General features: G+C 72.6%; 9 protein-coding genes and 1 pseudogene (1 of these 10 running past the window's edge). 2 read left to right on the forward strand and 8 right to left on the reverse strand.

Going from position 1 to position 17,053, the window contains the following annotated elements; genetic code table 11:
- The 5 genes from OG496_RS41110 to OG496_RS41130 form a co-directional block, all read right to left on the reverse strand.
- Positions 1-1,366: the 5' portion of an amino acid adenylation domain-containing protein gene (locus OG496_RS41110; RefSeq protein WP_405974467.1), read on the reverse strand. 20,219 nt of this gene lie to the left of the window's left edge; 1,366 of the gene's 21,585 nt are visible here — the first part of the coding sequence; it begins with the start codon at positions 1,364-1,366; its stop codon lies off the left edge, out of view.
- Positions 1,363-4,455 carry a non-ribosomal peptide synthetase gene (locus OG496_RS41115; protein WP_405974468.1) on the reverse strand — a complete coding sequence of 1,031 codons (3,093 nt, stop codon included), beginning with the start codon at positions 4,453-4,455 and terminating at the stop codon, positions 1,363-1,365. The genes OG496_RS41110 and OG496_RS41115 overlap by 4 nt, the downstream gene beginning before the upstream one ends.
- Positions 4,452-8,966 carry an amino acid adenylation domain-containing protein gene (locus tag OG496_RS41120; protein WP_405974469.1) on the reverse strand — a complete coding sequence of 1,505 codons (4,515 nt, stop codon included), beginning with the start codon at positions 8,964-8,966 and terminating at the stop codon, positions 4,452-4,454. The genes OG496_RS41115 and OG496_RS41120 overlap by 4 nt, the downstream gene beginning before the upstream one ends.
- 314 nt (positions 8,967-9,280) lie before the next feature.
- Positions 9,281-10,273, reverse strand: coding sequence for a TauD/TfdA family dioxygenase (locus OG496_RS41125; RefSeq protein WP_405974470.1), 993 nt, complete (start codon positions 10,271-10,273; stop codon positions 9,281-9,283).
- A 59-nt stretch (positions 10,274-10,332) separates the two neighbouring features.
- Positions 10,333-11,277: a TauD/TfdA family dioxygenase gene (locus OG496_RS41130; RefSeq protein ID WP_405974471.1), complete on the reverse strand. Its 945-nt coding sequence runs from the start codon at positions 11,275-11,277 to the stop codon at positions 10,333-10,335.
- A 158-nt stretch (positions 11,278-11,435) separates the two neighbouring features.
- Here OG496_RS41130 and OG496_RS41135 point away from each other — a divergent pair, with 158 nt between their 5' ends.
- On the forward strand, positions 11,436-12,221 hold the full coding sequence (locus OG496_RS41135; protein ID WP_405974472.1) for a thioesterase II family protein: 786 nt from the start codon (positions 11,436-11,438) through the stop codon (positions 12,219-12,221).
- A gap of 304 nt (positions 12,222-12,525) precedes the next feature.
- Entirely contained in the window at positions 12,526-14,319 is a 1,794-nt protein-coding gene (locus OG496_RS41140; protein WP_405974473.1) for a BTAD domain-containing putative transcriptional regulator, read from the forward strand.
- A gap of 573 nt (positions 14,320-14,892) precedes the next feature.
- On the opposite strand, the gene OG496_RS41145 is transcribed toward OG496_RS41140, so the two are convergent.
- The 3 genes and pseudogenes from OG496_RS41145 to OG496_RS41155 form a co-directional block, all read right to left on the reverse strand.
- Positions 14,893-15,882, reverse strand: a complete 990-nt coding sequence (locus OG496_RS41145) for a beta-ketoacyl-ACP synthase III (protein WP_405974474.1) — start codon at positions 15,880-15,882, stop codon at positions 14,893-14,895.
- Between the two features lie 24 nt (positions 15,883-15,906).
- Positions 15,907-16,371, reverse strand: a complete 465-nt coding sequence (locus OG496_RS41150; RefSeq protein WP_405974475.1) for a hypothetical protein — start codon at positions 16,369-16,371, stop codon at positions 15,907-15,909.
- A gap of 392 nt (positions 16,372-16,763) precedes the next feature.
- Positions 16,764-16,926: pseudogene (locus OG496_RS41155) on the reverse strand (IS110 family transposase); the annotation flags it as partial.
- Between the last annotated feature and the right edge of the window lie 127 nt (positions 16,927-17,053).

Below are 17,053 nucleotides of genomic sequence, written 5' to 3' on the forward strand. Positions count from 1 at the left end.
AGTGGCCGGTCATCCGCTCGATCGTCGTGCGGTCGAACAGCGAGGTGGCGTAGCCGAGTCGGGCCTCCATCGGCCGGCCTTCAGGGGCGTGCGTCATGTTCAGGGTCAGGTCGAACTTGGCTATGCGGTCCTCCAGGACTGACTCCAGTTCCAGACCGGGCAGGTCGAAGGCGGTCGTCCGGTCCTCGTGCATCACGAAGTCGGCCTGGAAGAGCGGGGTGCGGGAGGGATCGCGCTCCGGCTGGAGGTCGTCGACCAGGCGGGCGAACGGCACCGACTGGTGCTCGAAGGCGTCCAGGACGGTCGCGGCGGTCGCCGTGAGCAGCTCGGCGAAGCTCGGGTCGTCCGCCCAACGGCCGCGTACGACCAGGGTGTTGATGCCGTAGCCGATGACCTGCTGGAGTTCGGGCCGGTTGCGGCCGGAGACCGTGACGCCGACCGGGATGTCGGACGTACCGGTGTGGCGGGACAGCAGCAGCTGGTAGACGGTGAGCAGGAGGGCGAACGGCGTGGTGCCGTGCTCCAGGCTCAGTTCGCGCACCCGGTCCGCCAGTGCGGCCGGGACGGTGAACGGCACGGAGTCGCCGTCCCAGTCGCGGACCGCAGGCCGGGGCCGGTCGGTGGGCAGCTCCAGCGGGCCGTTACCGGCCAACTGCTCACGCCAGTAGGCGAGTTCCCGCTCCAGGGTGTTGCCGGTCAGATGCCGGCGCTGCCAGGCGGCGTAGTCGGCGTACTGGACGGTGAGCGGCTCCGGCTCGGCCGGTGTGCCGGTGACCGAGGAGCCGTAGAGCGTGCTGAGTTCGCCCGCGAACAGGCGTACCGACCAGGCGTCGCAGGCGATGTGGTGGAAGACCACGACGAGGACGTGCTCGTGCTCCGCGAGCCTCATCAGCGTGGCCCGGACCGGCTGGTCCCGCTCCAGGTCGAACGGCCTCGCGATCTCCGCCTCGACGGCGGCCCGCAGCCCCGTCTCGCCGGCCACGGCGAGGGGAGGCAGTCCGGCCGTGCCCTGGGCGTCGATCAGCTGGACCGGCTCGCCGTCGGCACCGAGCGCGTACCGGGTGCGCAGGATCTCGTGGCGCTCCACGATCCGCTCCCAGGCGGCGGTCAGCGCCTCGGTGTCCAGCGGGCCGCGCAGCCGCAGCACGAGCGGCACGGCGTACTCGACGGAGTCCGGGTCCATCCGGTTGAGGAACCACATCTGCTGCTGGCCGAAGGACAGCGGCAGCGGCGCCCCGCGGTCCGCACGCTCGATCAGGGAGCGGCGGGCGGTGCGGCCGCCCCGACCCGCCAGTCGGCGGCGCAGCAGCTCGGCACGCACCGAGGCCGCGTCCTGCTGGTGGGCAAGGGTCTCGTCGCTGCTCATGCCGTGTGCTCCTTGGTCAGGGTGGTGGTGCGAAGTCGTTCGACGGCCTCGGCCAGTCGGCCGACGGTGGGGTTCTCCAGGACGGTGCGTACGCCGATGCCGCACCCGAGTTCACGGTTCAGCCGGTCCGCGAGGCGGACGGCGAGCACGGAGGTGCCGCCGGCCTGGAGGAACTCGTCGTCGACACCTGCCGGTGCGGTGCCGAGGACGTCCTTCCAGCAGGCCGCGAGCAGTTCCCGCAGCGGCCCCTCGGGCGGCTTGGCGGTCCCGTCCGGCCCGTCCGGCCCCTCCGGCCAGGGCAGGGCCCGGCGGTCGGCCTTGCCGCTGATGGTGAGCGGGATCCGGTCGACGGGCACGAAGGTGCTGGGGATCATGTACGGCGGCAGGGTGCTGCCCAGGTAGCGGCGCAGCCGGGCCGCGTCGATCCGGCCGCTGCCTACCACATGGGCGGCGAGCAGACCGTTCTCCCGCAGCGTGACCACGGCCTCGCGGATCCTCGGGTGGCCGGTGAGCGCGGACTCGATCTCGCCGAGTTCGATGCGGTAGCCGCGCAGCTTGACCTGGGTGTCGATCCGGCCGAGGAATTCGAGGGAGCCGCCCGGCAGGTGTCGGGCGAGGTCGCCGGACCTGTACAGGCGGCTGCCCGGCGGGCCGTACGGGTCCGGGACGAACTTCTCGGCGGTCAGGTCCGGACGGTTCAGGTAGCCGCGGGCCAGCCCGAGGCCGCCGATGTGCAGTTCGCCGGGGACACCGGGCGCGGTGGGCCGGCCGACCCGGTCCAGTACGTGCAGCCGGTAGTGGGCGAGCGGCGCACCGAGCCGGACGCCCCGCAGGGGGCCGGCCGGCACCTCCCAGGACGACGCCCAGACGGTCGCCTCGGTCGGCCCGTACACGTTGACCAGCCGGCCGACCCGGGAGCGGAGCCGCTCGGCCAGCCGTGCGGGCAGCTCCTCGCCGCCGGCCAGCGCGACCACGTCCGGCCGGTGGAAACCGGCGGCGAGCAGCACCCGCCAGCCGGAGGGGGTGGCCTGGACGTGGGTGACACGTTCCGCCGCGACCAGTGCGATCAGGGCGTCGGGGTGCCCGGCCTGCTCGCGCGAGGCGAGGACGAGCCGGCCGCCGGTGGTCAGAGGCAGGTGGATCTCCAGGTTGGAGATGTCGAACGACACGGACGTGGACGCCAGCCAGGTCGCCCGCGGCCCGGCGGACAGCCCGCCGAAGGCGTCCACGAGGGTGGCCAGCGCACCGTGCGGCACGGCCACGCCCTTGGGGCGGCCGGTGGAGCCGGAGGTGTAGAGGACGTACACCAGGTCGTCCCGGGAGACCGCGACGTCCGGGTTGTCGCCGGGGTGTCCGTCGGTGCCCGTCAGTCGTACGAGGGTGCCGCGGTACGTGGCGGGGATGGCCGGGGCGGTGGTGTCGTCGGCGATCAGGAGGGGGGCGTTGGCGTCTTCGAGGATGTAGCCGATGCGTTCGGCCGGGTTACCGGGGTCGAGAGGCAGATAGCCGGCGCCGGACTTCAGGACGCCGAGGAGAGCGGGGATCAGGTCGGTGGACCGTTCCAGACACACGCCCACCAGTGAGTCCGGGCGGGCCCCGAGGGCGCGTAGGTGGTGGGCGACGCGGTTGGCGTGTTCGTTCAGTTCGCGGTAGGTGAGCTGTTCGTTCTCGAAGACGATCGCTACCGCGTCGGGGGTGCGCGCCGCTTGCTCCTCGAAGGCCTGGTGGACGCAGAGGGCGGGCGGCGCACCGGTGGTGGTGGCGTCGTCCTGGGCCGGCGTCGGCCACGGCACGGGCGCGGCGGTCGCGTCGCCCTCCGGATCGGAGGCCATCGACGCGAGCACCTGCCGGTACATGGCGGTGAGCAGCCCGGCGTGGTTGCGGCCGATCGCGTCCGTACGGGTGGCCAGGTCGAGGCGGTCGCCGACGACGGTCACCTGGAGCGCGAACTCGGTGTCGGCGAGCATCGGTTCGCCGGCCGGCCCGGGCGGGTCGAGCGGGTCGAAGAGGACTGTGACCAGGCGGTCCACCCCGGCCGCCCGTTGGATGGCGGGCAGTGGACAGCGGCGGTGGGCGCGCAGTTCGCGTTCCCGGCCGGCGGTCTGCCGGACCAGCCGCAGCCAGTCGGCCGGGAGGCCGTCGTGCGGGAACGGCAGCGTGTTCAGCCGCAGCCCCAACACCCGTTCCGCGCCCGGCAGGTCGAGCGCGTCGTGGCAGGCCACACCGGTGTGGAAGGCGTCCTCGGCGGTGAGCGAGCCCAGCACCTTCAGATGCGCGGCCAGCAGCACGGTCCGCAGCGAGGTGCCCGCCAGGTCGGCCAGCGCGCGCAGCCGGTCCGACAGGTCCGCGAACGGCACCTGGAGTCGGTACCGCTCGACGGGGCCGTCCGGGTCCGCCCAGGCCTCCGGCAGCACCAGCGGGACGTACGCGGCGGTGATCCGCCGCCAGTGGGCGAGGGTCTCCGGGTCGGCCAGGGCGACGAGTTCGGCCGCGACGCAGTCGGCGTGGTCCGGCTCCGACGGTGGGGCCGCGGGCGGCCGGGTGCCGTCCCGCAGGCTGCCGTACAGGCCGAGCAACTCGTCGCACAGGGCGTCGGGGCCGGCGAACAGCGCGCCGCAGTACGTGACGGTGAGCCGCCAGGCACGGTCGGACTCCAGATGGACGTCGAACCGCAGCAGGGGAGGCTCGGCCGGGACGAACGGCGTGGCCCGCCGTTCGGCGGTGAACTCCGTGAGGGCCCGGGCCCGGCCGTTGTCGTCGTACCGCCGCAGGTCGTGCACCGCCACGGGCACCCGGGCCGTGGCGTGGACGAGGTGCAGCGGGCGGGAGAAGCCGGTCAGGTCCATCGAGGTGCGCAGGGCCGGGTGGCGCTCGGTGAGCAGCGAGACCGCCCGGTCGAAGGACGCCGCGTCGAACGGCCGCTCCTCCCGGACCGGGAAGAACCGCAGGGCGTGGTAGAGCGGGCCGTGGTCGGCGGCCCGCATCTCCACCAGCATCCCGGCCTGGACCATCGACAGCGGGTACGCGTCCGTCACCTCGGCGGGCAGCCGCCGCCGGTCCTCGTCCGTGGTCAGTGCGAACGGCCTCATGCCGAGTACTCCTCCAGCTCGGCCTCGGACAGCTGGTCCAGCTCCGCGCGGATCAGGTCCTCGACGGCCCGGGCGAGCCGGCGGACCGTGGCGAACTCGAAGACGGTCCGGATCGGGATGTCGACGTCGAAGGCGTCCTGCACCATCGAGACCATCCGGATCGCCAGGATCGAATGGCCGCCCAGCTCGAAGAAGCCGTCCTCGGCGCTCACCCGCTCCAGGCCCAGCACCTCGCACCAGATCTCCGCGATGCGCTCCTCGGCGGGGCCGGCGGGCGGCCGGTGGGCGCCGGCGGAGGCCTCGGGGGCGGGCAGCGCACGCTGGTCGAGCTTGCCGTTCGGGGTCAGCGGCAGCGCGTCCAGCACCGTGAAGCCGGCCGGAACCATGTACTCGGGCAGGGCGGCGGCCAGCCGGTCACGGATCCGGGCCGGGTCCAGCGCCGCCCCGTCGGCCGGGACCAGATAGGCGGCCAGCACCTGCTGTCCGGCCGGTGTCTCCCGGAGCACCACGGCCGCCGCCCGGACCGCCGGGAGAGCCAGCAACCGGCTCTCGATCTCGCCGAGTTCGATGCGGTAGCCGCGCAGCTTGACCTGGTTGTCGAGGCGGCCGAGGAAGGCGATGGCGCCGTCGGGCAGCCGCCTGGCCAGGTCCCCGGTCCGGTACAGCCGGCTGCCGGGCGGGCCGTACGAGTGGGGGACGAACTTCTCGGCGGTCAGGTCCGGACGGTTCAGATAGCCGCGGGCCAGGCCGTCACCGGCGACGCAGAGCTCGCCAGTCACACCCAGGGGAACCGGCCGGCCCTCGGCGTCCAGGACATGGGCCGTGGTGTTCGGCAGGGGCAGGCCGAGCGGCACGGTGGTGTCGTACGGGCGGGTGACCGGGTGGACCGTCGAGCCGATCGAGTTCTCGGTCGGTCCGTACTCGTTGATCAGCCGGCCGCTGCCGACCGCCCGCCGCCAGCGCTCCGCCACCTTGGGGCCGAGCGCCTCACCGGCGACCACGATCCACTGGGCCAGGCCGGACATCTGCTCGTCCGTCAACTGGTGGGCGAGCAGCTCCAGATGCCCGGCGGCGAGCTTGACGAAGCTGTACGGCCCGCCGGCCGCCAGGGTCCGGCCGAGCGCGCCGAGGTCCAGGTCCGCGGGGAGCAGCCGGACCGGCTGCCCGGCCAGCAGCGGGGCGAACAGGTTGGTGGCCGGCAGGTCGAAGGCGATCGACGAGAACAGCGGCGCCCCGCCGTCGGTGGTCACCAGCTCGCGGGCGGCCCACTGGAGGTGGTTGGACAGACCCGCGTGGGTGACCATCACCCCCTTGGGACGGCCGGTGGAGCCGGAGGTGTAGATGACGTACGCAAGGTGGTCCGGGTGGGTCGCGCGGGTCGGCGGGTCGGCGGGCCGGGCGTCCACGGCCGCACGGTCGGCGTCCAGCAGCACCCGCGGACCCCGGTGACCGTCGGGCACCAGCGCCGACTCGGTGACCAGCAGCGCGGCCCCGCTGTCCGCGAGGATGTGCCCAATCCGCTCGGCCGGGCCCGCCGGGTCCATCGGGATGTACGCGGCGCCCGCCTTCCACACGCCCAGCAGCGCGGGCAGCAGCTCCGGGCCGCGGTGCAGCAGCACACCGACCCGCGTCTCCGGGCCCGCGCCGAGCGTCCGCAGGTGGTGCGCGATCCGGTTGGCGCGCTCGTCCAGCCCGCGGTACGTCAGCTCCTCCTGGCCGCAGCGGACGGCGACCGCGTCCGGGGTGGCGGCGGCCCGCCGCTCGATCAGGTCGAGGACCGGAACCCGCTCCCAGGCGGCGGACGTGTCGTTCCAGCGGGTCAGCACCTCCGTACGGGCTTCGGGCGGAAGGATCTCGGCCGCCGCCAGCGCGATCCCCGGCGCGGCCGTGACGGACTCGATCAGCCGGACCAGCCCGGCGCCCAGCCGCTCGACCGTCGGCCGGGCGAACAGGGCGGTGGCGTACTCCAGGACACCGGTCCAGCTGCCGTCCTCCTGAGTACGGACGTACAGGGTGAGGTCGGTCTTGGCGACCCGCCGGTGGTACAGATAACCGCTGTGCTCCAGGTCGGGCATACCGCCGCCGACCGGCCCGTCGGTGAAGTTGAACGCCACCTGGTAGAGCGGGGTACGGGAGGGGTCGCGCTCCGGACGCAGCTCCTCGACCAGCCGTTCGAAGGGGACGTCCTGGTGGGCGAAGCCGGCCAGCGCGGTCTGCCGTACGGCGTCCAGCGCGGCGGTGAAGTCGAGTGCCGGGTCCAGCCGGCAGCGCAGCACCAGGGAGTTGAGGAAGAAGCCGACCGTACGCTCCAGTTCGGGCCGGTCGCGGCCCGCGACCGGTACGCCGACCGGGACATCCCACTGCCCCGAGTGCCGGGCGAGCAGGGTGGCGAAGGCGGTCAGCAGGACCATGAACGGCGTCGCGCCGTGCTGCTGCCCGAGCGTCCGGACCGCGTCGGCGACCGGCGCCGGCACGGTGAACGGCACCAGGTCGCCGCGGGGGTCGCGCTCCGCCGGACGGGCGAAGTCGGCCGGCGGCTCCAGCGCCGCCAGATCCGCCAACTCGGCGCGCCAGAAGTCGAGTTCGGTGCGCCGGCGGCCCTCGGCGGACTGCTCCCGCTGCCGGACGGCGAAGTCCGGGTACTGGACGCCGACCGGCGGTAGCCCGGTGTCGCCGGCGCACAGCCTTGCGAACTCCTGCTCCAGCACGGTCGCCGACCAGCCGTCGCAGGCGATGTGGTGGAGGGTGACCAGCAGCCATCGCTCGCCGTCGGGCTCCCGCACCAGCAGGGCCCGCCAGAGTCGGCCCGAGGCCAGGTCGAAGGTGTTCTCGAACTGCTCGCCGAACACCGCCTCGCGGTCGGGCGCGTCCCCTGCCAACTCCCGCCAGGCGATCGGCTCGGCGTCCCCGACCAGCTGCATCGGCTCGCCGTCCACACCGACGTACCGGGTACGCAGGGACTCGTGGCGCTCCGCCAGGAGGTCCAGCGCGTGCCGGGCGGCGGTGTCGGTGACCTCCGGGGGCAGCCGGAGGAAGAGCGGGACGACCCACTCGGGGCTGGGGCTGACGGTGTTCAGCAGCCACATCCGGCGCTGCCCGGATGACAGCGGCAGCGGCCGGTCCCGGGGAACCGCCAGCGGTACGGGCAGCCGGTCGGCCCCAGCGTCGAGCAGCCGCGCCTGGGCGGCGACGGTCAGCGCGGTGTACACGTCGGTGAGCCGCAGCCGGCGGCCGGTGGCGGCCTGGAGGCGTTCGGCGAGCTGGGTCAGCAGCAGCGAATGGCCGCCCAGCTGGAAGAAGTTGTCGTCGGCGCCGATGTCCTCCTGGCCGAGCAGCCCGGACCAGGTGTCGGCGACCAGCCGCTCCCCGGGTGTGCGCGGAGCGACGTACGCCGGGCGTTCGAACGTGACCGCCGGGGCGGTCGCCGGCCCCACCGGGCCGAGATCCTCCAGGCGGCTGTCGCGGCGCAGCCGGACCAGCAGCCCGGTGCGCAGCAGCCGGCTCCCCTCGGCACCGTCGGGGTCCGGCACCAGCCGCTCCGCCGTCAGCTCGGGGCGGCCGGGGAAGGCGTGGGCGGGCCCGAGCGCGCCGATGTGCAGCTCGCCGGGGACGCCGGGCGGCACCGGGTCGCCGTACTCGTCGAGCACCCACAGCTCGGGGTGCTCCACGGCGAGGGCCCTGTCCGGCCCGGCCGGGTCGAACCGCTCGGCGGCGATCTCCACCCCGCAGATCTCCGGGCCGTACGACCGCCACACCTCCGCGCCGGGGTGCCGCTCGGCCCAGCGGACCAGTTCCTCGTCCGGCAGCCGGTCCGTGGCGACGACCAGGCGCACCGCGTCGAAGTCGGCCGGCTCGTCGTCCTGCCCGCCGAGCGGCAGCACGGTCACGCCCGCGGTGCCGCCCAGCACCAGGGTGGCCCCGGCGGACAGCGTCGCGAACACCTCCCAGGGCAGCCGCCCGGACCCGCCCGCGTACCGCACCCGGTCCCCGGCACCGATCCGGTGCCGCTCGGCCTGCCGCAGCACGGAACGGGCGGCGCTCGTGTGGTCGACGCTCAGCAGCGTCCCGTCGGCGGTCCGACAGACGAAGGCGGGAGCGTCCCCGCGGTCGGCGTAGGGCAGGACCGAGGCGGCGCGTTCTCCGACCCGGTCGAGACAGAGGGCCTCTGCCGGGGCGCAGTGCCGGGCGAGGTCTTCCTGGGTGACGACGACCCGGATCCCGGCCGCACGGATCACCTCGGCTGACGCGCCCGGGTCGAGCGGCAGCGGAGCGGCCCCCGCCTGCCATACGGCGAGCAGCGCGACCGGCAGCTCGGCCACCGCGGGCAGCAGCACACCGACCACGCTGCTCGGACCGACCCCGAGGGACCGCAACCGGCCGGCTAGCAGGGCGACTTCCGAGGCGAGCCGCTCGTAGCTGAGCGCACGGTCCCGGTCCAGCACGGCCACAGCGGCAGGTGACCGGACCGCCTGCCGCGCGACGGAACGGGGCAGAAGCAGGGGGCTGGTCAACGGATGCTCCTAGCGGGTCGAAAAGGGCGTGGGCGTGCGGGCACACAGGACCCGGAGCGGCCCGACAGCCGGTCAAAGATCGGGCGGCACGCTATAGAGCGTCTATATCGGGCTGTGCGGGGGTGCTTGGGGCGTGCGGGGTGGTGAGTTTGGGGGCGTGCGAGGGTGGTGGGCGAGGGTTGTGCGGGTCGGTGGCGGCAGGCTCGTGTCGGGTCGGCGGCGGGTCGCGCCCGGGTCTGCGCGCCGGCCGGTCACCGCCGTGCGCCGCCCGGTCCGGGGTGTGGGAGGCGGTGCGTGGCCAGTGGTGCGGGCGGTCAGGACAGCACGGCGCCGTTGTCCGGGCGGTCCACCCTGCTGCGGCGGTTGTCCAGGTGGACGAAGGCGCGGTGCAGCCAGCGGTCGCGGCCGTCGTAGCGCGGAACGAACGAGCTGCGGCCGTGCAGTGCCAGCCGGTTGTCGATGAACGCCAGTTCGCCGGAGTGCAGCACGACCATCCGGGACGCCGGGACGAGGGCGTCCCGGAGCTGCTCCAGCGCCTGCTTGCCCTCGTCGTCCAGCGCGACCGTGGCCGCGAAGTCCACCCGGATGTTCGGGTCGGCCGGGTCTCCGTCCAGTACCGCGTGCGGCACGGTCGCGTCGCCCGCCCGGAACGACGGCGGCGGCTCGGTCACGAACCGGGCCTCGGTCAGGACCCGGCGCGCCCCGTCCGGGACCAGCGGCAGCGCCCGGCGGATCGACGAGACCAGCGTGCCGGCGGTGCCGGAGTGGTCGTTGCGCAGGCACAACAGGCCGACGAAATCAGGGCGGTTGGGATGGAACGCGTTCTCGGTGTGCATCTCCAGGTCGACCGACCCGGCGTTGCTCTGCGAACTCTCCAGGCCGCGTACCGGCACCACGTTCTGCACCAGCGCGCCGCTCTTCTCCTCCCGGAACGCGATCACCTCGCCCAGCTGGAGCGACAGCAGGGCCGACAGACACGCCGCGACGGTCGCCCGCCGCTCCACCGACCCGCGCACCGTCGGGGTCTCGGGCAGCGCCTCCTCGTCCAGCGGCAGGTTCCGGATCAGCAGCACGGCGTCGGGGCCGCAGTCGTGCCGGTACCGGCGGATCGTCTCGCGCAGCCGCAGCGGGGCCCGGCAGGACAGCTCCCGGGCCCGGGCCAGCCAGTCCAGGTCGTCCACCAGACCGGACCCGGCGGTGGACAACTTCTCGGCGAGCAGGCCGAGTTCGTGCCGTTCGCGGTCGGTGAGGCGGATCGTGAGGGCGCCGGCGGCCGATGCCGGGGCCGCCTCGGTAGCCGTGGTCATGAAAAGAAGTCCCTTCTCTTTCCGGTCTCTTCTTCCGGTTCTTTCCGGGGTGGTGGGGCTCAGCCGGCCATCGCGACGAGCACCCGGCGGCGGCCGGTGAACGGCCTGCGGCCGTGCGCGACCAGGACGTTGTCGACGAGCAGCAGATCGCCGCGCCGCCAGTCGACGTCCACGGCCCCGGCCAGGCCGCGGTCGCGGACCTGGAGCACATACGCGTCCGGGATGGGGCTGCCGTCGGCGAAGCTGACCGACTGCGGCAGCTCGTCGGCCGGGAGCAGCCCGGCCAGCGCGGCGCCCTCCTCGCCCAGCGCGGCCGGATGCCACTGGTCGGACTGGTTGAACCAGACCTCTGCACCGGTCACCGGATGGCGGGTGGTGGCTGGGCGGACCTGGCTGATCCGCAGGCCGCCGTCCCGCCGCCACTGCCACTCGGCGGCGGCCTCGGTGAGGAACTCCTCCACCCGGTCCCGGTCGGTGGTCTCGAAGGTGTCCTGCCAGCTCTTGCCCAGGCCGTAGCCGCTGTGCAGGTTCTGGGTGTAGCGGACGCCGTCCGCGTAGGCGGCCCGCACCTCGTCGTCCAGCGACCGGAGCCAGTACTCGGCGTCCACCACCGAGGTGGCTCCGCCGGAGGCCGCCGCCTCGGCGCAGAAGAACAGCAGCCGGGAGGGCCAAGTGACGCTGTACGACAGCTCGTTGTGCATCGAGATGGTGAACTCGGCCGGGTACTCGGTCGAGGTGTAGACGTTCGCGCCGACCTTGGTGCGCGGCGAGTTGCCGTGCACGTAGGAGAGCCGGTCGGGCAGCAGCAGGTCCAGGACCGGGTCCAGCCCCGCCTCGGTGACACCGAAGCCCCGGAAGACCAGCGCCCTGGCTTCGACCAGCTGTGTGTCGAGGGCGGCGGACCGTGCGCCCAGGTAGGCGGCCAGGCCCTCCGCGGTGGCCGGCGCGGCCACGTCGGACGGTCGGATCTCCTGTGGCGCCCAGGTCAGTTGGGGTGCCGTCATTGGTGCTCCTCACGGACTCGTGGCGGCGGACTCGCTGCCGCTCCACGCCGACCGTGAACCCGGCGCCTATACGGCTTCGATATCGGGCCCGGATATGGCCGTCGTATAGACCGGCCGGACAGGCTGGCCGGGCGACGACAGCCGTAGGGAGAGGGACGATGAGTAGCAGGTGGTTCCACACCTACGGCGCTCCGGGCGAGGCGGTTTCCGGGGCTGCGGCCGGACCGGAGCTGCGCCTGGTGTGCTTCCCGCATGCCGGTGGATCACCGACGAGCTACCGGAACTGGCAGCGCGGGCTGCCGGCCGGGGTCGAACTGCTCTCGGTCTGTTACCCGGGCCGACAGGTCCGCCTCGCGGAGCCGCCGATCACCGACATGGCCGAGCTGGCCGACCGGATCACCGAGGCCCTCGAACCCTGTCTCGACCGGCCGCTGGCCCTGTTCGGCCACAGCATGGGCAGCGCGGTGGCGTACGAGACCGCGCTGCGGCTGAGCCGGCGGCACGGCGTCCGCCCGGTCAGGCTGTTCGTCTCCGGACGGGGCGCCCCGCACACCGTGCCGCCGTCCCGGCTGCACCTCGCCGACGACCCGACGCTGTACGCGGAGATCGAGCGGCTCGGCAGCGCCTCTGCCCACCTCGTCTCCCACCACGCCCTGCGCGAACTCCTGCTGCCCGCCCTGCGCGCCGACCTCCGCCTGATCGAGACCTACCGGCCGGCCGCACCGGAGCGGACGAGCTGTCCGATCGTGGTGTACTTCGGCGACCAGGACCGCGGCTGCACCCCCGAACGACTCGCCGCCTGGTCGCAACTGACCACGGCCCGCGCCGAGTTCCACGCGTTCCCCGGCGGCCACTTCTACCTCGAGAACCACGAGCCCGACCTCCTGTGCCACCTCACCGGCCACCTCACGACGGATCTGCGGCTGCTGCGGGTCACACGGTAGGGGGAGGGGCGGCTCAGAGGGTGTGTGCCGGACATCGTGGTGCGGGCGCGCCTCGACTATGGATCTGACCTGCGCAGGTGCCTTCGTACCGGATGGCAGGACATTGCACAGGCAGGCTGTTGACACCAGTTCGGGAAGGTCCAGGCGGTGGCCTTGGCGCAGAATTGCGAGCGCTGGATCCAGGCGCACCCAACCGCTGCTGATCCGCTGTCAGAGCTGATCCACGGGGGAGAGCTCACCCCCTTCGCCGCTTCGTGCACGCGCCGCAAGGACCTCGCGGCGTGGTCTCGTGGCAGGAGGAATCATGGAATTGAAGTTGCTTGGTCCGGTCGAGGCACGCCCCGGCACGGAACCGGTCCCGCTCGGCGGGACGAAGATCCACACCGTGCTCGCGGCGCTGCTGCTGAACCACGGCTCCCTGGTCTCGGACAGTCAGCTGAGTACCGCTCTGTGGGGGTGCAGACCGCCGACGACCAGAAGCGCGCAGATCTATACGTACGCGTCCCGGCTGCGCAAACACCTCGGCCCGGAGGTCGACCTGGTCCGCTTGGCCCAGGGTTACCTGATCCGCATCGGCTCGGCGCGACTGGACCTGGACGACTTCCAGCGCGGCGCCCGGCTCGGCCGCGAGGCTCTGGACCAGCACCGCTACTACGACGCTTCGACGCACCTGCGGTCGGCGCTCGCCCTGTGGCAGGGCCCTGCCCTGGCCAACGTCACTGAGCATCTTGCCGAGAGGGAACGGCCGAGCCTGGAGGAGGCCCGGCTCGTCGCCTTGGAGCACCGGATCGAGGCCGATCTGGCGCTGGGCCGACACCGCGAGCTGGTTCCCGAACTTACCGGCCTGACCGGCGAGCACCCGTTGCGCGAACGGCTGCGGGCCCAGCTGATGGCCGCGCTGTACCGTTGCGACCGCCAGGCAGACGCGCTCGGCGTCTTCCACACCGGCCGGCTCACGCTCGCGGACGAACTCGGCGTAGATCCGGGGCCGGTGCTCACCGGCACGTACCAGGCGATCCTGCGCCGCACCCTGGTCCCGGACGCGCAGCCGGCAGCGGCCGGCGTGACCGTCCCGCGGCAGAGCCGCCCGGTACCCGCCATGCTGCCTCCGCAGCCCGCCGACTTCGCCGGGCGCGGCGACGAACTGCAGCGCATCCGCCTGACGTTCACCGCACAGCGCGGCCGGGCCGGAACTGTCCTGCTGACCGGCATGCCCGGCATCGGCAAGAGCACGCTGGCGGTCCGGGCCGCGCACGACTGCCGCGAAGACTTCCCGGACGGCCAGCTCTACGCTGACCTGCGGCGCCCGGACGGTTCGCCGCGGAGCCCGTGGGAGGTGCTCTCCCTCTTCCTGCGTGCGCTCGGTGTCGCGCCGCCTGACTCCGCCGACCTCGACGAACTCGTCGGCCTCTACCGCACCCACACCGCCGGTAAGCGGCTTCTGGTGATACTGGACCGGGCCGTCGGCGGCCACCAGATCACCCCCCTGCTGCCGAGCGACCCCGGCATCGGCGTCATCGTCACCAGCCGGACCCACCTTGCTGCGGTGTCCGGCGGAACAGTGCTGACCGTCCCGCTGCTCACTGACGCCGAGGCGCTGGACTTCCTCGGCGCGCTCGCGGGCCCGGAACGGATCCGCGAGAACCCCGAGGCCACTCGGACGATCATCGAGGCCTGTGCGGGCCTGCCACTGGCACTGCGGATCTCCGGGATGCGGCTGGCCGTCCACGCGCACTGGTCCACCAGCAGGCTGGCCCGCCGCCTTTCCGTCCCGCAAACCCGCCTGGAGGAACTGAGTTTTGGCGAACTCGACGTAGAACAGCGGCTGTTGAGTTCCCTCATGGGCGTCAGCCCGCAGGCCCGCCAGGCCCTGCCCCGGCTGACGGCCATCCCCACGCCAAGGTTCCCGGCCGAGGCCGCCGCACTGGTCCTGGGCGCCGCCGAAGGCCCCACCGAGCGACTGCTGGACGACCTGGTCGAGGCCCGGCTGCTCGAAGTGAGCACGCCACACCGCCCTCAGTACAGTTTCCACGAGCTGGTCCGGCTGTTCGCCCTGACCTTGCCTGGCCCCGCGATGTCAGTCCGCTCCGTTGCCTGACCCCGCCCGGTCCGCCGGTTCTCGCCCATCGACCTCTGGAGAACCATGCCCCGCTGCCCGCGAACTCGTGCCGTTTCGCACGCGGTCGCCTGCATCCGTGGAGCGGCGGATGGCTGGCCGTGGGGACGCCTTCACCCTGCTGGCCGACTGTCCAGCCATCCTCTGGAACAGGCCGCCAAGCCTCTCGAGATCGCCGTTGCCACCGGAACGCGGTCACTGCGCTTGGTCCTCGCGGTGGCTCGGGGCCACTGACAGGTCGATCTGGCCGTCCTCGCTGGTCGGTACACCGGCCGCGAGGTCGCCGAACGACCGGCTGGCAGCGTCAGCGGATCGATTACTCCGTTAGTTTTCTCGCCCGAGCTGGATCTCCTGGTCGACGAGCGGCTGCTCGCACACAGAGAGGTCTATCTCAACGCCGGGCGGCTCGACCTCTCCGGCGTATTGTCCCTGCGCAGGTCCACCTCGGCCTGGCCAGACCGACCGTTGCGCCGATCGCCGTGTGACAGCTGTATGACATGGGGGTGAGCTGGGCGGTCGCCTCGCTCACCTCCATGCCGTACCCGGAACGGGAGGTCAGGGAAGTAGCACGACCTGCGCCGCCCACGAAAGCCCCGCACCGAACGCGGTGAGCAGCGCACGGCCACCGGGGACCACGGCCCCGGTCTCCCTGAGCCGGTCGAGGGCGAGCGGCACGGAGGCCGCCGACGTGTTCCCCGCATGCTGGATGTCCCGCGCCACCGCGACGTGCGGCGGCAGGCAGAGTCGGGCGGCGAGCGCCTCGGTGATCCGCAGATTGGCCTGATGAGGGACGAAAGCCGCCAAGTCGGCCGCCCCCAACCCAGCGGCGGACAGCGCCCGTTCGGCGACGGCGGGGATCTCCTCGACGACCCAGCGGAACACCTCGGGGCCAGCCATCCGCATCGTCGGCCAGGGCAGCTCGGGGTCGTCGCGGTGTTCCACCCAGGTCGCCGAGTGCGCGATGAGCTGCCGCTTCCCGCCGTCCGACCCCCACACCGTAGGACCGATCCCGTCCTCCGGCCCCGGCCCGACGACCAAAGCTCCGGCGCCGTCGGCGAAGAGGAACGCCGCGTCGGCGTCGTACGGGTTGACGATGTCACTCATCTTGTCGGAACCGACCAGCAGCACATGCTCGGCCGCGCCGCTGCGGACGAGCCCGTCGGCCACGCCCAGCCCGTAACAGAAGCCGGAACAGGCCGCGTCGAGATCGAGCGCGGCCGAGCCGGTGCCGAGCTGGTGTGCCACCTCCGGCGCGCCGCTCGGGCTCTGCCGGACGTTCGACATGCTTGCCAGCAACACCAGGTCGACCCGCCCGGGGGCGATACCGGACTCGGCGAGCGCCTTGCGACCCGCCTCGACGGCCATGTCCATTACGGTCTCGCCGTGATCCGCGTAGCGGCGCTCGATGATGCCGGTACGACGCCGGATCCACGCGTCGGCACGGCCCGTACGGGCCTCGAACTCGTCGTTCCGGACGATCCGCCGTGGCCTGTAAGCGCCGATTCCCAGGATCCGAGCGCCTCGGACGGGCCGTTGTGTCGTCATGGCAGTCGAGTGTGAGAGAGGGCTCTATCGACTGCCTATACGCCGAGGAAAGGCGGACGAGCGTAACGCCCGTATCTCATGGCCCTCGGTCTCGCCGTCGGAACGGGTGGCAGCGACGGAGGTGTAGCGCCCGTCCGCCGCGCTGAGCCAGAACCGTCTGCCGAACGAGAAAGTGTGGCCGCTCCGGTATACGGTCCCGCAGATGCGTCTGCGCCGGAACAGCACGACGGGCGGGGCGATTTGGCTACCCTCGAACACGCCCCAGGCCAGGGTGAGCCAGCGGCGGTCGGCACCCTTGGAGGAACAGGCACCACGCAGAGTGCCGGACACCATCGGAGTCGGCACGACCACGTCCACCAGAGCTCCGTCGACGTACACCTCAAGGGCGGCACGCCCGGAGACGGCCTGCCCGAGCCGCACCGACCAGGGAGCGTTCCGGAGCTGAATCCGCTCACCGAACTGGGGGACGGGAAGCTCCTGGTTCCGCAAGGCGTCCACCATAGGGAATCTCCGCTGTCGTTGCCTGTGGGACGGGTACCAGGCCAAGTCTGGTCTGCCCAGGGGAGCAGGTCGCCCATGTCAGTACCCGAGTCCTTGGTAGTGCTGGTGCCACCACGGAGCCGGATGCCTGCGTTGAGGATTGGGGCTGGTGGAGCCGACAGAGAGGCGCACGTCCGCGAGGGACCTCCTGTCGCCGTTGCCTACACCGGGACGGAGCACCGTGTCCATTTTCAAGCGGCCCGGCAGGAGTTCGGCGGTGAACCTGGGGACGCCGTCGGTTCTGCCGAATCCTGGTGAACTATGCGTATCCGGCCCGCGAGTTTCGCATCGACCGCCTGGTGGACCGCCAGGCCGGCGGCGGTCTTGCGCGGGTAGCAGAAGCCCTGCTTGGCCTGCACCGTGCCGAATGCTTCGCGGAGTTTGGGCTCGCTGTCGGGCAGTCGGTCGTCGAATGTCTTCTTCCCGGTCGGGGTGAGTGCCGTGATGTTCGCCCTTGCCGACGTCCAGGCCGAGATAGACGTCGATGTCCCTGGTATCGATCACGGCGTGATTCCTTCGGTGCCGTTCACCCGGCTCTTCCACGGCGCTGATCGCCACATCCACAGACGGTAATGGGGGAGAGCTGCACCCGACGTGCCTGTGCCGTCGTGAACGTAGGGGAGAGGCCGGC

This window comes from Streptomyces sp. NBC_00988, from assembly GCF_045162645.1.
Lineage (GTDB): Bacteria > Actinomycetota > Actinomycetes > Streptomycetales > Streptomycetaceae > Streptomyces.